Below are 19,478 nucleotides of genomic sequence, written 5' to 3'. Positions count from 1 at the left end.
ACTTTGGGGAACACCATTGTTTGCCAAAACATACACAGAGCAATCGGGGCGGATACGCATATTGATGTTTTTAACCCGCTTACGTTATAACTCATATTCCACCTCTCACCTTCATCTCTCACGACAAAGTAGCATCGATGTTATCTTCCACTGCTATCTCTTTGTCGAAGTGTTCTGTTTGCGGGATAATCCTGCTCCGTGCAGAGTTAGTCAGCACCAATGTATGAACAAAATCACGGTTTTTTGCCGTATACTCATCGGCAATACTCTCCAACTTCATGCTAAGCCACCATGCAGGTAGTGTTGGTTTTGCCATTGTAAGCCTAACTTTCGCCGCAGCTTGCGCGGAGATATTGTTTCACGGCTTTCTGAGTCTTTTTCATATGTCCGCGAGCGGTGAGAGTGAATAACCCTACGCAGAGGATACAAACAAACATAAACCACCACTGCGTCCGAACGCCTGTCAGAACGGTAAGCGCGATGAACAGCGTGATTTGCGTTCTCGTATAACCGTATTCCCGCGACAGCATTTCAAGTTTGTCATGGGCTTTCTCGCTCGTCTTCCCTGCGGCGATGAAATCGCTGTGTTCAACCCACCCAAACATCTTTTTAAGCAACGGCTCTATCGCCGCCGAGCCGAGCCGAAATATGATGTAACCGACCTCGTAGGCAATTGCGAACAGCGACACCGTGACCAGAATTTCCAGTCCGGTACTGCCAAGATTTGTGATAGATTGCACAAGTGTCATTACCTCGTCAAGAAACAGCAACACGCTTGAACCAAGCAGCACTAGCCCTGGCAGGAAAATGTTCACTATATTGTAGAATGGTACTTTTGTTTCCATCGTAACCCCTTAATACTCTGATGTACTGGTGCCGATGAACCAGTTACTATCAGACTTGAATGTAAATGTTATTGTGCCATCGCTCCGGGTGGTGAACACTTTACGGTTCTGTCCGCTCCACGTTACGCCGCGAGTTGCGTTTTCGTATTTTTGCGCCGAGTGCGCTTGCGTATCGTGAACGATAGGCTTATCAGAGAACACGGTTAATAGCGGATTGACCACAGATACGAAGTCGGCGCAATACTCTCCGTCGCGTCCGTGGTGTGGAGCGAGCAGGACAGTAGCGTTAGCAACCGCTTGTTTGAAACCAGAACCTTTTAGCATTTCAAGCAGTTTTGCGGCGGGATTGTCGCCCGTAATGATGACCTTAAAACCGCCGTACTCGATGACGTTCACACATGAGAAGTTGTTTACATCAGCATACTCCGAATCAACAAGGTTTGGCGTGTATCTACGAATGGTAACGCCGCCATTGACAGCCGCATCTTCCGGGTCACTACCCGCGCCGATAGTGGATGTGTATTCGTTATGCATCCTGTTAGCGCAGTTTTTGATGTCAATTTCTGCCTGCCTGTCGCTACTAAGGATGTTTAATGGGAAAGCCCTTTTATCCCGCCACAAGCACCCCGGCTTAATGTCATAGAGATACATATTACACAGGTCGGATATGTGATCTATATGCGGGTGTGTAATTACGAGCATATCTGGTCTGCCGCCGTGCCTGAAATATGTATCTTTCAGATGACCGCAAATGCTTAAATCGGTCTTTGACCCAATGTCATATAGCAAGTGTTTCCCATTGGGCGTGATAACATGGGTGCAACTGCCGTGTTCCACGTTATAGAATTTAACTATCAGACTCATATCTTTACACATCCTTTCTATATCCCCAATTCCTGAGATACCGTTCCATTTATCCCTGAACCCTACAAGTTTCACCTCTATGTTAACGATTTCGGCTTTGACTACAGATCAGAAAATTATACCTTACTTATCTATTTTTTGTTCTTTCACTCCTCGTTAAAAGACCTGCCATACATAATCTCATATTCTTTAATTCCCTGTAACAAACTGATCTGGTCAAGCGTAAGCGGACAATAAGAAGCTTGACTTAACCCTTTCAGAATCACAAGGTGAAAGGTATCCGATTTTAGAATGAAGTCTCTACCGATTGTAAAACACCTCTATGTAAACTATTCTTCATCCCCATATATTCTATATTAAATTATTCAGAAAAAAGCATATCACTACCCCTATCTTTAAATCATTCGCTTCTCTTTGGTAATTCAATCAGCATATATCTGTAATTTTTAAGCATTTCATCATAGTAGTAATTATACCATATTTTTCTACCATCGTGCCATGATTCACTCGAATATGACAGATTATTCCGACTTCCCTCTTGTACCTACACAAAATCTCTGCCCATCCTTAAAACTAATCAGAATATAGGTATTGGAAACCTGAATTTTACTTACTTTATCCCTGATTACGCTTTCAGTATAACTGCCACCATCACAATACATTTCGCCAATAATCTTCTTAATCCATCCTTCATCAAGCGTAGTGGAATGTGGACATGCGTCTTTCCCCTTTTCAATCCTTGTAGCGCAACGCCAGACAACTTTGCCTCTTTCCGTCCTTCTCCGATAAGTTGCACCGCAATCCCCGCATACAAGCAAATTCCCAAGAAGATATTTACCGTTAAATTTGCTTCCGCTGATTTCCGCTGTGCCATCCCCATTGCTCACAAGTCTTGAACGCTTGGCCATTTCTTCCTGCACCTTATCGAATACTTCTGCAGAGACAATGGCTGAATGACTGTCCCTCACATAATATTTGTTGCGCTGCCCAGCATTTTTTCTTTTCTTGCCGGTCATAAAATCCTCAGTAAAGGTCTTTTGAAGCATGGTATCGCCTTTGTATTTCTCATTTGTTAACATCCTCTGGATCGTTTTTGTATCCCAAATTTCCTTGCCCGTTACAGTCTTAATCCCTTGGGATTCCAAATAGACCTTAATTTGTCCCAACGACAGTCCTTGTAAATATAAGTCAAAGATTTTTCTGACTACTTCTGCCTGCTCCGGCACAATAACAATCTCACCATCAACGCAAGTATATCCCATGAAGCTCTTATACTTCGTAAAGATATCTCCCTTTTCAAACTTGCGCTGAATTCCCCATTGAATATTCTCGCTGATATTCCGGCTCTCGTCCTGCGCCAGCATCCCCCTCAGCGTAATCTCAAATTCTTTATCCACTTCGATTGAATCCAGCTTCTCATTTTCAAAATGCATATTGATCCCTCGCTCTCTTAAAAATCTAATAATCTTCAAAACCTCCAGAGTATCTCTTGATACCCTGCTGATTGATTTGGTGATGATGTAATCAATCTTGCCTTTTGCCGCTTTTTTGAGCAGTTTGTCCAGCCCGTTTCTGCCACTAAGACGTAACCCGCTTTCAATATCATGGAACATACCTGCAAAAATCCAGTCAGGATGGCCTTTTATCATTTTCGTATAAGTCTTTATCTGAATCTCGAGGCTACGCAGTTGTTCAGGTCCGGATGTACTTACCCTGCAATAGGCAGCGACCCTGAGCTTTTTATTTTCTTTGGGTATAACCGGAATAATTCTGACATTTTTCATTTGAATTCCTTAATTATCTATGTAAGATGGGCAAGTATTCTACAAAAGAAAAGACGTGAAAGCATCCTCTCACGTCAAAGCATTTTCATATCCACCCTCTAAAGCCCTTGTTACATCAGCGTTTCTGACGTTGCAACAGGACTACGGCTTCCACATGCCCCGTCCACGGAAACATGTCCACCGGCTGGACTTCCTGTGCCTCAAACCCGTGCTGGTGCAGGTACTTCAAGTCCCGCGCCAGCGTGGACGGATTACAGCTGACGTACACTATCCGCTGGGGCTGCATCTCCACAAGTGTGTTCAGCAGCACCTCATCACAGCCCTTCCTGGGGGGATCCACCACCACCACATCAGCCTTGATGCCCTCAGCGTATAGCTTTGGTATGACAACCTCCGCCTCTCCTGCTATGAACTGCGTATTGGTTATATTATTGAGTTCTGCATTTCGTTTTGCATCCTCTATGGCGTCGGGAACCACCTCTACGCCTATAACCTTCTTTGCCTTCTCGGATAAAAACAGCGATATGGTTCCGATACCGCAGTACAGGTCAAAGACGGTTTCATTTCCTGTCAGCTGTGCATACTCCAGTGCTTTGCCGTAAAGTATCTCAGTCTGTAGGGGGTTGACCTGGAAAAAGGACAGAGGTGAGATATTGAATTTATATTTTCCTATGTAGTCTGAAATAAATTCCTGCCCAAACAGGCATATATTCTTATCTCCAAGGATTATATTCGTATTTTTGGTATTTACATTAAGTACGATACTTTTTATATTCGGGTATTGCTCTGTAAGTTTTCCGATCAGTTTATCTGCATGAGGAAGCTTTACCCCGTTCACCACCAGAACCACCATCAATTCATTGGTTTTGAAGCCCTTTCTGACCATAACATGGCGGAGCAGGCCCTTTCCTGTCTTTTCATCATAGATGCTTATACGGTTCAGCTTGCAGAAGTCCCTGACCAGCCCTCTGATAACATTGCTCTCGTCCGGTTGAATATCACATTCGGTGCTGTCTATTATCTTGTGGGACCTGCTCTCATAAAAACCTATCATTACCTGGTTATCCTGCAGGCTGACCGGGTATTGCACCTTGTTCCTGTATCTAAAAGGGCTGGACATGCCTATGGTATCAAGTACCCTGACATTTTCGAGCCCGCCTATTCTCCTGATATTTTGCAGAACCGTATCCTTTTTAAAATCCAGCTGTGACCGGTAATCCATATGCTGGACGGCACAGCCCCCGCAGCTGTCGAATACCGGGCAGAAGGGTTTAACCCTGTTTTCCGACGGTTTTTCCACCTTAACAAGCTTGCCGACGGCATAACTCTTGGTTTGCTTAACTATTTTAACGGTTACGGTTTCACCCGGAAGGGCCGAATCCACAAATATCACAAATCCATCTATCTTGCCCACTCCCTGCCCCTCATGGGTAAGGCCTGTTATTTCAATTTTATAATTTTTATCTTTTGAGAAATTTTGAGAAGCCTGCTTCATTTTTATCATAAGCCTTTCTGTCACTTTCCTTATTCACCATAAACATTCGGTCATTTTACTTATAATAACACAACCCCAATACTGCCGCAATCATAATAAAAGCACAAGGGAGCCGTTGTCCAGGGTTTGCAGACCCTGGAGAAACTCTCCCTTATGCCTCTGATGTATGCCTGATGAATCAGTGCTCCCGCCTGTAGTCCAACAACATCTCACGAAGTTTGGAAGCATGCATTCCTTCATCTTCTGCGAAATCCTTGAATACCTGTTTTATTTCGCCGTCTTCAACCCTCTTGGAATACATTTCGTAATCACGCACCAATTCCATGGAATTTTCCCATGCTCTCAGCAGTCTGTCATAGGTTGTTATTTTAACTTCATTATCTAAAGTTGACATTTGACTCCACCTCCGTAAATCTATTATCTGCATTTTCCGCATAAGTAATTCATTTAATACAATTAAAAATACTTAAAAAATTTTTTCATACCAACCCATGCAAATATTGCGAACATAAAAGAAAATCCTGTGGTTATTCTAATAATGAAAAGATTTTTTATGATGCAATTTCAATTACTGTAATCCCTAATTATTGTAATTCAAATTATAAAAAACCTGAACCAGATGTACGTTAAGTATATAAATTTAAAGAATGGAGGTCCCTTCATGGGCATTGTTTATATAATATTAATAGTGATAGCTTTTGTTCTTTTGCTTCTGTTTGCATTTGATGCAAAAGTAAAATTAGTATTTGATACCGACCGCAATGATATGCATCTGTCGGTAAACTGGATATATTCCTTTATAAAAGGAACAGTTTCCATCGAGAACTGGCACCCTAAGATTGATGTATATATATTCCGGATGCATTTGTTCAAAAAAACCATTAAAGCCGGGAGTCATGGAATACTTTCTAGAGGCAAAAAAAGTGGAAAAGGTATCAGAAAAACTGATCTTTTAAAAATATTTTATTTGAAAGACTTAAGTATTAATACAAAATACGGCTTCACCAATCCTTCTGCAACAGGCATCGCCTGCGGAGCCTTCAATACGGCTTCACAGTTTATAAATATAGATTCTCTGAGTCAAATACCGGATTTTATGTCTGCCCATGACTATATTTATTTTGATGCAGAAGCAAGTGTAAACTTGGGTGCCTCACTAACCAACCTAATAAAATACTACAGAAACAGGAGGAACTTACAATGGATCAAAACACAAGCTTGACACAGAATGTTGACGCACTTTTTTCAAACCTCGAAGGTTTTACCCAGAGTGAAGGGCTTATAGGCAAGCCGGTAACCCATTCTGATAAAACTTTCCTGCCGGTTGTTTCCCTTACTTTGGGATACGGCAGCGGCAATTCGGCTTCAAAATCCCAGCCGGGTTCTTCATCCACAATCTCGCCCGGTATGAATTCAATGTCCGGAGCCGGAAATATGGCTGGAGGAGCTCTTGGACTGGGTGCAAAATTAAGCACCGATGCCGTAATCGTTATTGACAAGGACAATGTATCCCTGCTGTCGCTTAACAGTACTGCCGCAGGTCAGCTGATGGACAAAATACCCCAGATTATTTCCGGAATGACCGGCAAGCAGCAGAGCGGTCAGGCACAGGGACAGAGCCAGCAGGGACAACAGGGGCAGCAGGGACAGCCGGGCATGGAACAGTCCCGGTCACAGCAGGATCAGAGCAAGTAGACTTTATTTTGTAACCCCATTATTTTACAGCATACCTTATAAAAATGTGTAAAAAATATATATTAGTTATAACCTTCATGGGCAGCTATTGCACTTGACCGTTTAAATATTCTTTAATATGAAAGGATACAGATATTATGGAAAAAGTAGAAAGAAAAGAAAAATCGGGCTTAGGTTCGTTCTTATTACGTTTGGTTGTAGGAGCAGTTATACTGGCTATAACAGCCTTTCTGACTCCTGGCTTCGCCATTTCATCCTGGTTTTCATTGATACTGGCCGCAGTTGTTTTAGCAGTGCTCGACTGGCTGGTCAATAAGATTACCGGAATCAATGCGGCACCTTTTGGCAGGGGAATATCCGGCTTCATACTGGCAGCTATTATAATTTACGCCGTAAAATTTATTGTTCCCGGTTATAATGTTACCATTATAGGAGCATTAATTGCAGCTGTAATTTACGGTGTGGTTGATGCCATTATTCCGGGGCGTGCCATGTAGTTTTAATCTTAAGGACAGGATAACTCAACAGGTTTTATATGACTTGTCATTTGAAGAAGCCGGGAATCCCGGCTTCTTCAAAAAAAATGTCCCTTTGCAGGGACAAAAAGTTATTATTTGAATCAGTATGCCGTTATATTAAGTATTCCACATTGCAGTAGGGTTATACCTTTAATTTCCAACTATTTCTTGTAACAGGTATAAAACTGCATTACAGCATCATATTCTCACCCTGTCGGATATGTTTTTCAAATCGCCGGATGCCTCGTGCAAGAGCCGTGAAATCTGGTCGAGGTCCTTTAATGTGTTTGTTTGCAGCTCAATAATGTCATTAATATTATCACCGGCAGCCGAAGTCTCCGATACGGCTTTTGACATTGAATCCACCGCTTCGATGAACTGAATGGTAGATTCATAATGATCATGGGCTTTATCGGCCGATTCCTTTATCGTCTGTGAAACAAGATTTACAGATTCAATTATCTCCGATATGCCTTCCTTTACATCATTTATTCTGGAGGCGCCGTCTTCAACACCGACAACTCCCAGATTCATTTTTTCAACTGCAAAGCTGATGCTTGACTGTATTTCCTTTATCTGGTTCTTAATTTCTCCCGCAGACTGATTGCTTGCGTTTGAAAGCTTTCGTATTTCATCGGCAACTACCGCAAAGCCTTTTCCCTGCTGCCCTGCCCTATTTGCTTCAATAGCGGCGTTAAGCGCCAGGAGGTTGGTCTGGGAAGCAATTTGAGTAATTGTATTTGTTATTTCTCCTATCTTTCCGGAGGATTCCTCAAGCTTTGATATGGAAGCAGCAATGGATTTTACAGTTTCATTTACGGTATTTATAACCACTTCTGCTTCTTCCACCGTCTTTTCCCTGGACTTTGCAAGCTCTATGGCTTTTTTGCTGTCGTCGGCAGCCTTCTGGGTCTGAAGTGAAACACTTTTTACATCTGTTATGATACTCTCGGTGTCAATTGGCCTGCCCGACACCTGAACAGGGTTTTTCCTGTTATTTGAAATTTTACTCACGCTCTCACGGTTCTGGCTGACCAGTACAATGAGCCGCTGCTTAAGATCACTTATTTCATTGGTGGTATCCCTGAACTGCTCGACCATCTTTTGCTGTCCGTCCAGGACACTGTTGACCTTCCTGCCCAACCCGCCAATCTCTCCGCCGGCCTTTATGTCGGCCCGCACCGTCAGATCTCCTTTTTCAACACGTGACAGGATAGCTGCCAGAGAATTTATGGGATTTGCAATTTTTTTTGATAAAACAAGTGCCAGAACCATGCCCGCCGATATGGATAATATGGTTATTGCTATCAATATCCAGAATATGGCGGTTTTTATCTGTACCGAGGTTTTGATATCCTGGGCCAGATACCCGTTAAAGGAAAGCCTCAGCTTTTTGATATTATCTGCAAATTCCCTGTTCATTTCTGTCATGCTGGTATAACCGTTGGTTATTGCCGCCTTCTGCATTATTAAACTTCTCTTTTGCACTTCGGCTGCAGCGGCAGCGTATTCTGCATGCCGGCTTTTTATTTTATCCAGTGTCTCTTTGTTGAAGCCGCTGTCTGCAAGTTCTTTCAGCAGTTGATCAATCGCCGCTTTATTCTTATTGATATCCGAAGATTTATCGTCATATGCCGAAGCGGAATACATCAACTCCGAATTATTCTGCGCAGTCAGGTAAATAATCTCAGTCAGCTTTTGATATCGCTCAAGGTCGCTTTTCAACTGTTTTATATTGAAAACCCTGTCAAATCCGAAAACCTCTGAATTCTCAAGAATCATAAGGCCGTCGGAAGCTACGTTTGTTATACCCTGCTTCAATGCCTCAATTTTTTTGTTCAATTCCTCTTCTTCATCCGGGGAAATTCCGGTATTTTCTCCGGTTGTCTGGAGTCTGCTTAAAACGTCGGCCAGCAGGTTTTTCACCTCTACGAAATCAACATCCATTTCCTTTGAGTCTGAGTTTATAAGCTTTAATCTTCTGTTAATTTCAATGACATCAAATAATGATCTGTCCAGTTCCTTTTCCAGGGCGGAAGCCAGTTGGTTTCTTTGTTCAAGCTGCTCCTTCTGGACATCGTCATAAATGCTTTGAACATTTTTGGACAGCCCGGCAATGCTTTTGTTGTCAAAGACCTTGAGATCGGCAGCCATCGTATTCAGGTAGACATCGGCATACTTCCTGTTTATAGCCGACAGCTGCTGAACAGTCTCCTTGTCGGTTTGGCTGATTCCGGCGTTTAACAGCTTGTTTGCAATATTGTCGATACTGTCACCAAAGTCTTGAAATTCTTTGGTATCCTTATATTCCATGGAGGTTACACTTTGAGTGGCCAGCTGCTGCCTTTTTGCAGACAGCTCAGACAGCTCCTGAAGCATGTCCTGGTTGGATTTGTTGATCTGTATATTATTTACCGAATCCATTACTTTATTATAGCCGAAGAACGATATGGCCGATGAGAGCAAGGATATTACAACAACTATACTAAAAGCTCCTATAACGGTGCTCTTGACATTTTTCATGGCAACCTCCAAATAAAAGTCAGTTAATTTAAGTAATTCGATATAACTTTAAAAAATCCTTTACTCCAAAGTCAAATTTAGTCAAAAAATCTGGTAATATTATACCATAGTTTATACCATAATAATTGCTGCAATAATAATTTTTTTAATCCGGAAAAAAGGATATTTCATTTTATTGTAGAATATAGTAATTTGCCAATTACGCTTCTATAGTTATTTCTTCTTTTACTCCTACAAAAGATAACTGCGCTTATTTGCGTCCAAAATTTATTTGATTTAAAACGGGTAATTGTTAATATGCTGCAAATGTGGAAATAATCATATATGATTGTTTGCCGTATAACAATATTTATCTTTATTGATTTTGCGCTTAAAACAATTTTCCCGAATGAAATATTTGAGATGGTGGTAATTTTAAAAATGAAAGTTTTGAGTAATTTAAAAAAACTGGGTAAGAATTATTCTGTAGTTATAATTCCCCATACCAACGACGATGTTAAAAGAATTTCCTTTAAGGCACCGGTTGTGAAGCTGCTGGCTGCTTTGCTGATTTTCTCAACCGCTGCCGTTTTTGCCCTTGTCTACGGTCATCAAAAGGAAATGGAGGATTCACAGCCACAGGCAAATGAAATAAGCAGTGAGGAGCTGCAGCAGCAGATCAAAAATCTGACTGAAATAATCAACAGCCAGAATGAATCGCTCTCCCTCAGCAACACTCAATTGGAGCATATGAATCAGGAAAACTCCAATGCCAAATCAAAAATTGAAGAGTTCACCAAACTATATTCGGACATAGCCGACGATTATCTGAAAAAAACCAGCAGAGGCTCTGTCTCAACAAAAAGCAGCAACAATGCAATAATTGATCTTTCAAAACTGGGCAATATTGTTCAGCAATTGAACAAAGACTTTAATGACAATGGGGATTTGACGGCTCAGCTCCTGGCGACCAATGAAAAGCTGGAAAAATACATAGATTCCATCCCGACATTTGTTCCTGCCAGGGGACCGGTCACTTCGCCCTTTGGCATGAGGAACCACCCTATTCAAAAAGTAAGGAAGATCCATGAAGGCGTGGATATCTCCTCGTCAAAGGGCGATCCCATTTTTGCGGCAGCCTCCGGCGTTGTGGAGTTCGCAGGTTACTCCAACGGTTACGGCTACAATGTCAAGATCGATCACCAGAATGGTTTCAGAACCATTTACGGCCATTCTTCAAAACTCCTGGTGAAAAAAGGAGATATTATAAACAAAGGGCAAAAAATAGCTCTGGTAGGCAGCACAGGCAACAGCACGGGACCTCATTTGCATTTTGAAATCAGGATCGGCAATACACCTGTTGATCCTACCGAGTATGTCAATTTAAAATCTGCCGATTAATATCAAAATATGGTAGAATTAGAGTAAAAGTTGAAATTGAAGTTATAATTACTCTAATCACCGTTAAAGGAGGAATAAACTTGTTTAATAAACAAACGGATTTCGGAAAGGCCACCTTTGATACATTGGTAGGCGCAAATACTGAACTCAAAGGAGATGTAACCTCCAAAGGCATAGTCAGGATAGACGGCAGGGTTACAGGAAATGTGACTGTCCAGGGTGACCTGTTCATAGGTGAAACCTCGGTTATCAAGGGGGACATCACAGCAACCAATATACATGTTGCCGGGAATATTGAGGGAAATGTATTCTCCTCCGGCCTGCTGAAGCTTTTGTCATCTGCCAGGGCAATCGGAGATATACAGGTAAAATCCTTTGTCTGCGAGGAAGGCAGCCTGTTTGACGGCAACTGTAAAATGCTTGAAGCCTCTTCTGTAAAGCCGATATTGCTCGGCAAGAAAAAGGATTTTAAAAAAAGCTCAGACCTGAGTCAGGAAGAGGCCTGACGGAACAGGTGACTATGCCCCGTTTCACTCAAAGTGGACGGGGTTTTTATTTGTAAAACAGACATCTCAGGGGTATGGCCCGTACTTTATTAATAAGTGGAGCACATGTCTCAATGTAAGTGATTTTGGCATTTCTTAATGAAAAGTTAAGAATTGCCCGGCACGGCAATTTGTTGCGGCTCATTTCGCGCTGTGATATAATATTGAGAACAAATGTTTTACAAACAGTTGAGGAGGATATTATGAAACCTAATGAAAAAGCTGCGGTTGGTAATGAAGAGCAGCCAAAGAAGAAGAAAAAGAAACGCTCTTCTCCTTATGCCCAATTTACCTTTGCAGTTGTAAAGACAGTGTTGGTTATCCTCATATCTTTAGGGTGTGTTTTTGGTGGAATATTGGGAGGAGCAGTTTTTGGATATGTCAAAAATGCTACGCCCATAACGGCTGATCAATTGGATATAACGAAGCTTACCTCTTTCATATATGACAAGGACGGAAATGAAATTGCCCAGATAAAGGGAAGTGAAAACAGAGTACTCGTTGAACATTCTGAAATACCCGACAATATGAGAAATGCCTTTATTGCTATTGAAGATTCAAGATTCAGATCCCATAACGGTATGGATATCAAACGGTTCGTGGGAGCTGCAATGGAATATATCATCACTTTCGGCAACGCTTCATACGGCGGCAGTACAATCACTCAGCAGCTCGTTAAGAATATTACCGGCAATGAAGAATCAACCATCAAGAGAAAGGTTCAGGAAGCCTGGCAGGCAATGGCCCTTGAAAATGTTCTCACAAAGGATCAGATCCTTGACAACTATATGAACCGCATTACTACCGGTTCAGGTGTCTACGGCGTTCAGGCCGCCGCAAAGAAATTCTTCAACAAGGACGTAAAGGATCTGTCTCTGGCTGAATGTGCCTGTATTGCAGGCATAACCAAATCACCGGGACTTTACGATCCTACATTGGGTGAAAAAAACAAGGCCAGAAACAAGGACCGCCAGGAAACCATCCTGGATGAAATGCTCAGGCAGGGCTATATCAGCCAGAATGAACATGACGAAGCCATCGCGGAACAGCTTAAATTCTATCAGCCCAAGGACGAAGACAAAAAAAGCTCTGCAAGCGTACAGAGTTATTTCGTCGACTATGTACTCACACAGGTTAAAAAGGATTTAATGAAGAAATACAATCTTTCAAGCGATGCCGCAAGTATAAAAATTTACAACAGCGGTCTGAATATATACACAACTCAGGATTCCAACATCCAGAAAATAATGACCGAGGAATTTACAAATATTAAGAACTTTCCTGCAAACGAAAAAATCAGCAATCCGGATATGCAGGCCCAGGGTGCCATGATCGTTGTGGATCCCGCCACCGGCCAGATACGCGGAATGTATGGCCAGTACGGAACCAAGGAAGTGAGCTTTGCGCTCAACAGGGCTACCGATATGAAAAGGCAGGCGGGCTCCAGCTTCAAACCAATCGCGGTTTATGCTCCGGCAATAGATTTGGGCTTGATAACTCCCGGCACCGTAATTGACGATGTACCTGTTTATATGGACACTACCAAACCGAATACCCCATATCCTACAAATGCCGAGTCAGGGACTTATCAGGGACTTATCAACATCAGGAAAGCTATAACGAAATCCCAGAACGTTGTTGCCGCCCAGGTTTTCAGAGATTATCTGAAACCCGAAAACTCAATAAAATACCTTAAAAAGGTAAATATAGACAGACCCGACGAAGGCTATATATCTATGGCTCTGGGTGGATTAAGAGACGGCGTTAACCCGCTGGATATGGCAGCAGCCTTTGTACCTTTTGTCAACCAGGGCATGTATATTGAGCCTATATCCTATACAAAAGTTACCGATGACAAGGGAAATGTCCTCCTTGACAGAAAACAGGATCAGAAATCCAATGTAGCCTACAAGGAAACCACGGCCTTTCTGATGACCAGCATGATGAAGGATGTTGTCACAAGCGGTACGGCTGCCGGCTATATACCAGATACCAACTTAAGGTACGGTCAGGTGAAGAACAAGGAGGGAAAGACCATACCTACCGCCGGAAAAACCGGTACCACCGAGGACTACAGGGACAAATGGTTTGTGGGCTACTCGCCCTACTATGTAGGAGCTTCCTGGTACGGCTACAACACACCTAAATCATTAAAGAGGACCGAATGGAACCAGGCACTTTTACTGTGGAATAAGGTAATGAACAGGATACACTCAAATCTGGAAGTGAAGGATTTTGATCCCGCTCCCGAAGGCATAGTGAAAAAATCCATTTGCATCGATTCCGGTAAGCTTCCCGGCCCTTACTGTGCCAGTGATCCAAGAGGCAGCCGGATCAGTACCGAATATTTTGCAAAGGGGACCGAACCTAAAGATGAATGTGACGTTCACATTCTGGCAAAGGTTGATATATCAAGCAAGGATATTTATGGCAGACCTTTATTGGCCACCGAATATTGCCCTCCTAATCTTGTTCAGGAAAAAGTATTCATCCGGAGGCCGGTACCATATCTTCCAAAGGATCCAAGCAACAAGTCCCTGGCCACAGCAATCAAGGACTGGATGTACGAGCTTCCGCAGGGTGAGTACTGTACAATCCATAATGCCTCGACATCACACCCTGCCTCATCATCAAATACCGGAAATGAAAACCAGACCGGAAATGGATTTACAGTACCTCCCATAGGAGGGGAAACCTTACCCACTGAGGAACTCCCTGATGATGGGATGGATGTAATACCGTAGTGTAATAATAAAAGCCACTAAATTGATTTTTTAGAATCAATTTAGTGGCTTTATTTTATATATTTTTGATAAAATAGTCATCATATAATTTAACTTACCCCATGTGTAAGGGCCTGCAACGCCATCTGCACTTATCGCCGTAAATTTGAAACTTATATTACCAAATGTTCTTGTATTAGCATAACTCTGTAGTTTTCTAACTGCACTTTGGGTTTCTGTTCCAAAATATCCCGTCTCAGGAATGTAAGCATCAATGCAATAGTTTAATAAAAATTGTAAACGTCTCACTATATTTTACATTTTTACTTAATTTGTTTTTATCCATACTTTTTATTTTAAATTTTTAGCTAACACAATATTTAATCCCTTCCCACAAATACGGTTCCTATCTCGTCACCGTTTATAATATCCATAACTGATTCAGGATGGCTGCCATTGGTCAGCACCACATTAACCCCAGCTTTGGTAGCTATTTTTGCCGCTTTGAGCTTGGTAACCATTCCGCCTGTCCCGCGCTTGGTTCCGGCTCCATCCGCATAGCACTCTATCTCTGGAGTTATCTCCTCTATTACCGATAACATCTTTGAGTCGGGATTCTTTCTCGGATCGCAATCATAGAAGCCGTCTATATCAGAAAGTATTATTAAAAGGTCGGCTCTTATAAGCTTTGCGACTATGGCCGACAGTGTGTCATTTTCGCTGAAGGTATCTTTCTGTCCAGCTTTGAGCTCCACTATCGACACAGAGTCATTTTCATTGACTATGGGTACTATGCCCTTTGCCAGCAGTGTTTCAAAGGTATTGACAACATTTCTGCTGCAGGTTTCGTCACCCACTACATCTCTTGTCAAAAGGATCTGCGCCACTATATGGCCGTACTCGGAAAAGAATTTGCTGTACATGTGCATGAGTTCACACTGCCCCACAGCAGCAACGGCCTGCTTTTCACGTATGGTCTTGGGCCTTTCGGGCAGCTTGAGCTTGTCCACTCCCACTCCTATGGCCCCTGAGCTAACCAGGACCACTTCTTTCCCCTGGTTTGAGAGATCGGATAAGATCCTTGCAAGCTTGTCTATCCTTGTGAAATTTATTTTTCCTGTTTCATATGTCAATGTGGATGTTCCCACTTTAATAACAATACGGTGTGCCTCTTTCAGTTCTTCTCTTTTAAACCCCATTGCGACCTCCATGCCGGGCTGACCGGATATACTTGAAAATAAAAAAATATTATATATTCTCTAATTATACAAATAATTAATATTTATACAATAAAAGAATTATATAATATTTTTGCTTATTGGTAAAGAAAGCATGAATTATAATAAAACTCTCTTTATTCCGACAGTCCCTTCACCCGTTTCTGCAGGGTCAATATCTCACGCAGATTTTCAAGTTTCCTGATAACATACTCATTTTCAAACACCAGGAACAGTATAATCCCTAAAATGGTGGAGGCAACCGCATCCAGAATACTGTGCTGCTTTACAAACCAGGTGGACATATATATGGATACACATATGACGGCTGAGGTTACCTTAAGTATAAGATTCTTGTTATGCTTGAATATAAACATGGTGATCAACAGGGTGTCCAGCATATGAATGCTTGGAAAACAGTTGTAGGGCTTATCATTGCCGTAAATCATCAGAACCATTTTCTGAAGGAGGTTTGTACCCGGCACATGCGGCCTGGGCACTGTGGTGGGGAATATGAAATATACGACGAAGCATACCATCATCCCTGTAACTATGCTGAACAAAAGCTTGTAATAGGTTTTGCAGTCTTTATACGCCAGAACAACCAATGCGCCGAAGGTATAAAAATACCAGAATACATAGGGCAGGATAAACCACTCATTAAAAGGTATGTATTTATCCAGAAATATGGTGATGTCATATGCCCTTGTGGTGGTCAGGTTGATTAGAAAGTACAGCCCCTGTGCCGCAGGTATCATCAGTATGAATAACAGTCTATATAAAAATCCTGTTTTTCCGTTAGCCTTTAATAAGTCAGTTTTGTTCATCATTTTTCTCCTGTTGAGTGGTATATTATTGCTGCAACATAATACTTTACGTACCATTCTGAGATAAGTCTGTTTTTTGACGCAAATAAACCTCCTGAACATTCAAAAAGCCTGTGTTCAGGAGGTTTCTGGTCCAGTTAACCTGACCAGCTGCGCCGGTTTAAGTTAACTTGTATTCAAGTGATATTTTTAATACAGCTTACATGCTACAAAATGCCCCGGTGAAACTTCTTTCAAGCCAGGTTCATCCCTGTCGCAGCCTTCGATTTTCTTAAAGCAGCGTGAACAGAAGCGGCAGCCCTCCGGAAGGTTGATCGGGCTTGGCACATCACCTGAGAGGATTATCCTCTGCTTTTTGGTATTTGGATCAACCGAGGGTATGGCCGACAGCAGCGCCTGCGTATAAGGATGCATCGGATTGGAATACAGTTCCTTCTTCGGTGCCATTTCCACCAGCTTTCCAAGGTACATGACGCCTACCCGGTCACTGATATGCTTCACCACATTCAGTCCATGGGCAATGAAGAGGTAGGTGAGTCCGAATTCCTCCTTCAGTTCATCCAGCAGGTTGAGAACCTGTGCCTGTATTGACACATCCAGTGCTGATACAGGCTCATCACAGACAATCAGCTTGGGCTGCACGGCAAGTGCACGGGCAATGCCCACACGCTGGCGCTGTCCTCCCGAAAATTCGTGGGGATAGCGGTTTCTCTGATGATTTGCCAGACCTACGCAATTTAATAAATAAGTTACTCTGCTTTCAATCTTTTCCTTTGGCAGCAGGTTATTGATCCTGATTGGCTCGGCAATGATGTCACCCACTGTCATTCTCGGATTCAATGAGGCATAGGGGTCCTGAAAAATAAGCTGAATGTCCTTGCTGTATGCACGGCGCTTGGCTTCAGACAATTTTGTCAGATCTGTGCCTTCAAATATAATCTGCCCTTCTGTGGGTTCATAAAGGTTTACCAGCATCTTTCCGATGGTGGTTTTTCCACAGCCCGACTCACCGACCAGACCAAGGGTTTCACCTTTATTGATACTGAAAGATACGTCATCGGTGGCCTTTAATACCGAGGTGGGACGGCCGAAAAAGTCATGATCCAGCGTGAAATACTTCTTAAGGTTTTTTACTTCAACCAGGACTTCACTCATGTTCGTTTACCTCCTTGTCTTTCATCTTCATAAAGGAAGCAACGCACCTTGTGCCCATCCTTTTCCACCAGTTGGGGCATTTCCTTCCGGCAGCGGTCCATACAGCTGTCGCAGCGGTCGGAGAACGGGCAGCCTGCCGGCATGTTCAACGGATTTGGCACCATACCCTTTATCATATAGAGAGGTTCATCGTTCTCATCCTCGAGTCTTGGAATGGAGCGAAGCAAACCCAGCGTATAGGGATGGAGAGGATTTTCAAACAGTGAACGCACATCTGCTTCTTCGACTATTTTGCCGCAATACATTACTATAACATGGTCGGCAGCTTCGGATACCACGCCCAGGTCATGTGTGATAAGCATTACAGCCATATTGAATTTTTCACGCATATGGTACAGCAGATCCAGTATCTGGGCCTGTATGGTAACATCCAGCGCAGTTGTCGGTTCATCGGCAATCAATAGTTCAGGATTTCCTATCAATGCCATAGCTATCATAACCCTTTGCCTCATACCTCCGCTCATTTGATGAGGGTAATCATAGGCGCGCTTTTCAGCCGAGGGTATTCCGACTATCTCCAGCATTTCGATGGTACGCTTGAGAGCTTCCTTTTTGGAAACCTTCATATGTGTCATAATACTTTCCATGATCTGGTCCTTGATCCTGTAAACCGGATTTAAGGAAGTCATGGGCTCCTGAAAGATCATTGAAATCTGATTTCCGCGTACCGAACGCTTTTCAGCCTTGCTCATCTTAAGCAAATCCTTGCCCTTGAACAGGATTTCACCCTCCGCTACGCGGCCGGGGTCCTGAAGCAGGCCCATTATGGAAAGGGAGGTGACACTTTTACCCGAACCCGATTCACCTACTATTGCAAGTATTTTACCTTTATCTAAAGAAAAACTGATGTCGTCAACAGCATTGACTACACCTTTTTTTAATTTGAATTCTGTTTTTAAATTTTTAACTTCAAGTAACATGTCTGCACCACCTTAATTCTTTCTGGATTTCGGATCAAGAGCATCTCTCAAACCGTCGCCCAAAAGATTGAATGCCAATACTGTGATTGTAATTGCCAGGCCCGGAAAAATGAGGGTATACGGTGCTGTAAAAATGAAGCCCCTTGCACGTCCCAGCATATCGCCCCACTCCGCAACAGGCGGCTGTACTCCAAGGCCCAAAAATCCGAGGGCGGCAGTGTCCAGTACTGCAGTGGAGATTCCAAGTGTTGCTCTTACAACAATGGAAGAAAGTACATTCGGCAGAATATGTTTAAAAATTATTCTGCTGTTCTTGTTGCCGATAACCCGTGCCGCCTGTACATAGTCATTCTCTTTTACCGAAAGGATACTTCCCCGCACTATACGTGCGTATTCGGGAATTGAAACAAGCCCTATTGCAATAACCGCTTTGTCAATTCCCTTTCCAAGGGCGGCCATAAAGGCTATTGCAAGGAGAATGGAAGGAATGGCCAGCATCATATCCATAAAACGCATGATGATTATATCTGCCTTGCCTCCAAAGTAACCTGCTATGGAGCCAAGTACAACACCTATGGTAAGTGATATGACCACAGCACTCAAGCCAACGGTAAGAGATATTCTGGCACCTGATATTATCCTGCTTAAAATATCACGGCCCAGCTGGTCGGTGCCGAACCAATGGTCCGGACCCGGCTTTAAAAAGCTCTTGCTCATGTCGGACAGGTTTGGATCGTAAGGCATTATCAACGGCGCCAATATGGCAACCAGAATAAGAAAAAGTATAATACACAAGCCAACTACGGCAGCATTATTTTCACGCAGGGCCTCCCACATTTCCTTGAGCCGGGATTCCGGTTTTTCAAGAGGAAGGGCTTGCTGTAATGAATTTTCTTCAACGTCTGCTTTTAAATCTTTAAGTTTCAT

The 19,478-nt window shown here is 42.7% G+C and carries 19 protein-coding genes; 6 read left to right on the top strand and 13 right to left on the bottom strand.

Features of this window, described 5'->3' with window-relative positions:
• Positions 1 to 118 precede the first annotated feature (118 nt).
• The 6 genes from T344_RS31075 to T344_RS0123130 all read right to left on the bottom strand — a co-directional run bounded on the left by T344_RS31075 (position 119) and on the right by T344_RS0123130 (position 5,382).
• Positions 119 to 280 carry a hypothetical protein gene (locus tag T344_RS31075; protein WP_154669471.1) on the bottom strand — a complete coding sequence of 54 codons (162 nt, stop codon included), beginning with the start codon at positions 278 to 280 and terminating at the stop codon, positions 119 to 121.
• A gap of 43 nt (positions 281 to 323) precedes the next feature.
• Positions 324 to 845 carry a hypothetical protein gene (locus T344_RS0123150; RefSeq protein WP_027630675.1) on the bottom strand — a complete coding sequence of 174 codons (522 nt, stop codon included), beginning with the start codon at positions 843 to 845 and terminating at the stop codon, positions 324 to 326.
• Positions 846 to 854: 9 nt separating this feature from the next.
• The gene (locus tag T344_RS0123145; protein WP_154669470.1) at positions 855 to 1,709 is read right to left on the bottom strand and encodes a ComEC/Rec2 family competence protein; all 855 of its coding nucleotides are present in this window, start codon (positions 1,707 to 1,709) and stop codon (positions 855 to 857) included.
• Between the two features lie 521 nt (positions 1,710 to 2,230).
• Positions 2,231 to 3,493 carry a recombinase family protein gene (locus T344_RS0123140; protein WP_027630673.1) on the bottom strand — a complete coding sequence of 421 codons (1,263 nt, stop codon included), beginning with the start codon at positions 3,491 to 3,493 and terminating at the stop codon, positions 2,231 to 2,233.
• A gap of 115 nt (positions 3,494 to 3,608) precedes the next feature.
• Entirely contained in the window at positions 3,609 to 4,988 is a 1,380-nt protein-coding gene (gene rlmD, locus T344_RS0123135) for a 23S rRNA (uracil(1939)-C(5))-methyltransferase RlmD (RefSeq protein ID WP_027630672.1), read from the bottom strand.
• Between the two features lie 178 nt (positions 4,989 to 5,166).
• On the bottom strand, positions 5,167 to 5,382 hold the full coding sequence (locus tag T344_RS0123130) for a ferritin family protein (protein ID WP_004625070.1): 216 nt from the start codon (positions 5,380 to 5,382) through the stop codon (positions 5,167 to 5,169).
• A 267-nt stretch (positions 5,383 to 5,649) separates the two neighbouring features.
• Between T344_RS0123130 and T344_RS0123125 the strand changes: the two genes are divergently transcribed.
• The 3 genes from T344_RS0123125 to T344_RS0123115 all read left to right on the top strand — a co-directional run bounded on the left by T344_RS0123125 (position 5,650) and on the right by T344_RS0123115 (position 7,180).
• Positions 5,650 to 6,210, top strand: a complete 561-nt coding sequence (locus T344_RS0123125; protein ID WP_027630671.1) for a hypothetical protein — start codon at positions 5,650 to 5,652, stop codon at positions 6,208 to 6,210.
• Positions 6,189 to 6,683 (top strand): GerW family sporulation protein, encoded by a 495-nt coding sequence (locus T344_RS0123120; RefSeq protein WP_027630670.1) that lies wholly within the window; start codon positions 6,189 to 6,191, stop codon positions 6,681 to 6,683. The genes T344_RS0123125 and T344_RS0123120 overlap by 22 nt, the downstream gene beginning before the upstream one ends.
• Before the next feature lie 137 nt (positions 6,684 to 6,820).
• Positions 6,821 to 7,180, top strand: coding sequence for a phage holin family protein (locus T344_RS0123115; protein ID WP_027630669.1), 360 nt, complete (start codon positions 6,821 to 6,823; stop codon positions 7,178 to 7,180).
• Positions 7,181 to 7,399: 219 nt separating this feature from the next.
• Here the strand turns inward: T344_RS0123115 and T344_RS0123110 are convergent, their stop codons facing one another.
• The gene (locus T344_RS0123110) at positions 7,400 to 9,724 is read right to left on the bottom strand and encodes a methyl-accepting chemotaxis protein (RefSeq protein WP_027630668.1); all 2,325 of its coding nucleotides are present in this window, start codon (positions 9,722 to 9,724) and stop codon (positions 7,400 to 7,402) included.
• Between the two features lie 420 nt (positions 9,725 to 10,144).
• Between T344_RS0123110 and T344_RS0123105 the strand changes: the two genes are divergently transcribed.
• The 3 genes from T344_RS0123105 (at position 10,145) to T344_RS0123095 (ending at position 14,393) form a co-directional block, all read left to right on the top strand.
• Positions 10,145 to 11,104 (top strand): peptidoglycan DD-metalloendopeptidase family protein, encoded by a 960-nt coding sequence (locus T344_RS0123105; protein WP_027630667.1) that lies wholly within the window; start codon positions 10,145 to 10,147, stop codon positions 11,102 to 11,104.
• Between the two features lie 80 nt (positions 11,105 to 11,184).
• Positions 11,185 to 11,610, top strand: coding sequence for a bactofilin family protein (locus T344_RS0123100; RefSeq protein WP_027630666.1), 426 nt, complete (start codon positions 11,185 to 11,187; stop codon positions 11,608 to 11,610).
• A 242-nt stretch (positions 11,611 to 11,852) separates the two neighbouring features.
• On the top strand, positions 11,853 to 14,393 hold the full coding sequence (locus T344_RS0123095; protein WP_027630665.1) for a transglycosylase domain-containing protein: 2,541 nt from the start codon (positions 11,853 to 11,855) through the stop codon (positions 14,391 to 14,393).
• Between the two features lie 36 nt (positions 14,394 to 14,429).
• Here T344_RS0123095 and T344_RS31980 read toward each other — a convergent pair whose 3' ends face one another.
• The 6 genes from T344_RS31980 to nikC all read right to left on the bottom strand — a co-directional run bounded on the left by T344_RS31980 (position 14,430) and on the right by nikC (position 19,478).
• Positions 14,430 to 14,681 (bottom strand): peptidoglycan-binding domain-containing protein, encoded by a 252-nt coding sequence (locus tag T344_RS31980; protein WP_376785679.1) that lies wholly within the window; start codon positions 14,679 to 14,681, stop codon positions 14,430 to 14,432.
• 71 nt (positions 14,682 to 14,752) lie between these two features.
• Positions 14,753 to 15,571 carry a glutamate 5-kinase gene (gene proB, locus T344_RS0123090; RefSeq protein ID WP_004625082.1) on the bottom strand — a complete coding sequence of 273 codons (819 nt, stop codon included), beginning with the start codon at positions 15,569 to 15,571 and terminating at the stop codon, positions 14,753 to 14,755.
• A gap of 155 nt (positions 15,572 to 15,726) precedes the next feature.
• Positions 15,727 to 16,419, bottom strand: coding sequence for a phosphatase PAP2 family protein (locus tag T344_RS29120; protein WP_242842130.1), 693 nt, complete (start codon positions 16,417 to 16,419; stop codon positions 15,727 to 15,729).
• Between the two features lie 186 nt (positions 16,420 to 16,605).
• Positions 16,606 to 17,571 carry an ABC transporter ATP-binding protein gene (locus tag T344_RS0123080; RefSeq protein WP_027630664.1) on the bottom strand — a complete coding sequence of 322 codons (966 nt, stop codon included), beginning with the start codon at positions 17,569 to 17,571 and terminating at the stop codon, positions 16,606 to 16,608.
• Positions 17,568 to 18,551 carry an ABC transporter ATP-binding protein gene (locus tag T344_RS0123075; protein ID WP_004625079.1) on the bottom strand — a complete coding sequence of 328 codons (984 nt, stop codon included), beginning with the start codon at positions 18,549 to 18,551 and terminating at the stop codon, positions 17,568 to 17,570. Before T344_RS0123075 ends, T344_RS0123080 begins: the two co-directional genes overlap by 4 nt.
• Positions 18,552 to 18,563: 12 nt before the next feature.
• Entirely contained in the window at positions 18,564 to 19,478 is a 915-nt protein-coding gene (gene nikC / locus T344_RS0123070; protein ID WP_027630663.1) for a nickel transporter permease, read from the bottom strand.

This window comes from Ruminiclostridium cellobioparum DSM 1351 = ATCC 15832 (assembly GCF_000621505.1).
Classification (GTDB): domain Bacteria; phylum Bacillota; class Clostridia; order Acetivibrionales; family DSM-1351; genus Ruminiclostridium; species Ruminiclostridium cellobioparum.
Note: the sequence above shows the minus strand (reverse complement) of the source record. Positions and strands in the feature narration are given on the sequence as shown.

Coding starts and splice junctions, on each gene's coding strand:
- T344_RS0123150 (WP_027630675.1), bottom strand. CDS start 845: ATGGAAACAAAAGTACCATTCTACAATATAGTGAACATTTTCCTGCCA.
- T344_RS0123130 (WP_004625070.1), bottom strand. CDS start 5,382: ATGTCAACTTTAGATAATGAAGTTAAAATAACAACCTATGACAGACTG.
- nikC (WP_027630663.1), bottom strand. CDS start 19,478: ATGAAACTTAAAGATTTAAAAGCAGACGTTGAAGAAAATTCATTACAG.
- proB (WP_004625082.1), bottom strand. CDS start 15,571: ATGGGGTTTAAAAGAGAAGAACTGAAAGAGGCACACCGTATTGTTATT.
- T344_RS0123120 (WP_027630670.1), top strand. CDS start 6,189: ATGGATCAAAACACAAGCTTGACACAGAATGTTGACGCACTTTTTTCA.
- T344_RS31075 (WP_154669471.1), bottom strand. CDS start 280: ATGAAGTTGGAGAGTATTGCCGATGAGTATACGGCAAAAAACCGTGAT.
- T344_RS0123115 (WP_027630669.1), top strand. CDS start 6,821: ATGGAAAAAGTAGAAAGAAAAGAAAAATCGGGCTTAGGTTCGTTCTTA.
- T344_RS0123145 (WP_154669470.1), bottom strand. CDS start 1,709: ATGAGTCTGATAGTTAAATTCTATAACGTGGAACACGGCAGTTGCACC.
- T344_RS0123075 (WP_004625079.1), bottom strand. CDS start 18,551: ATGTTACTTGAAGTTAAAAATTTAAAAACAGAATTCAAATTAAAAAAA.
- T344_RS29120 (WP_242842130.1), bottom strand. CDS start 16,419: ATGATGAACAAAACTGACTTATTAAAGGCTAACGGAAAAACAGGATTT.
- T344_RS0123110 (WP_027630668.1), bottom strand. CDS start 9,724: ATGAAAAATGTCAAGAGCACCGTTATAGGAGCTTTTAGTATAGTTGTT.
- rlmD (WP_027630672.1), bottom strand. CDS start 4,988: ATGAAGCAGGCTTCTCAAAATTTCTCAAAAGATAAAAATTATAAAATT.
- T344_RS0123095 (WP_027630665.1), top strand. CDS start 11,853: ATGAAACCTAATGAAAAAGCTGCGGTTGGTAATGAAGAGCAGCCAAAG.
- T344_RS0123080 (WP_027630664.1), bottom strand. CDS start 17,571: ATGAGTGAAGTCCTGGTTGAAGTAAAAAACCTTAAGAAGTATTTCACG.
- T344_RS0123140 (WP_027630673.1), bottom strand. CDS start 3,493: ATGAAAAATGTCAGAATTATTCCGGTTATACCCAAAGAAAATAAAAAG.
- T344_RS0123125 (WP_027630671.1), top strand. CDS start 5,650: ATGGGCATTGTTTATATAATATTAATAGTGATAGCTTTTGTTCTTTTG.
- T344_RS0123105 (WP_027630667.1), top strand. CDS start 10,145: ATGAAAGTTTTGAGTAATTTAAAAAAACTGGGTAAGAATTATTCTGTA.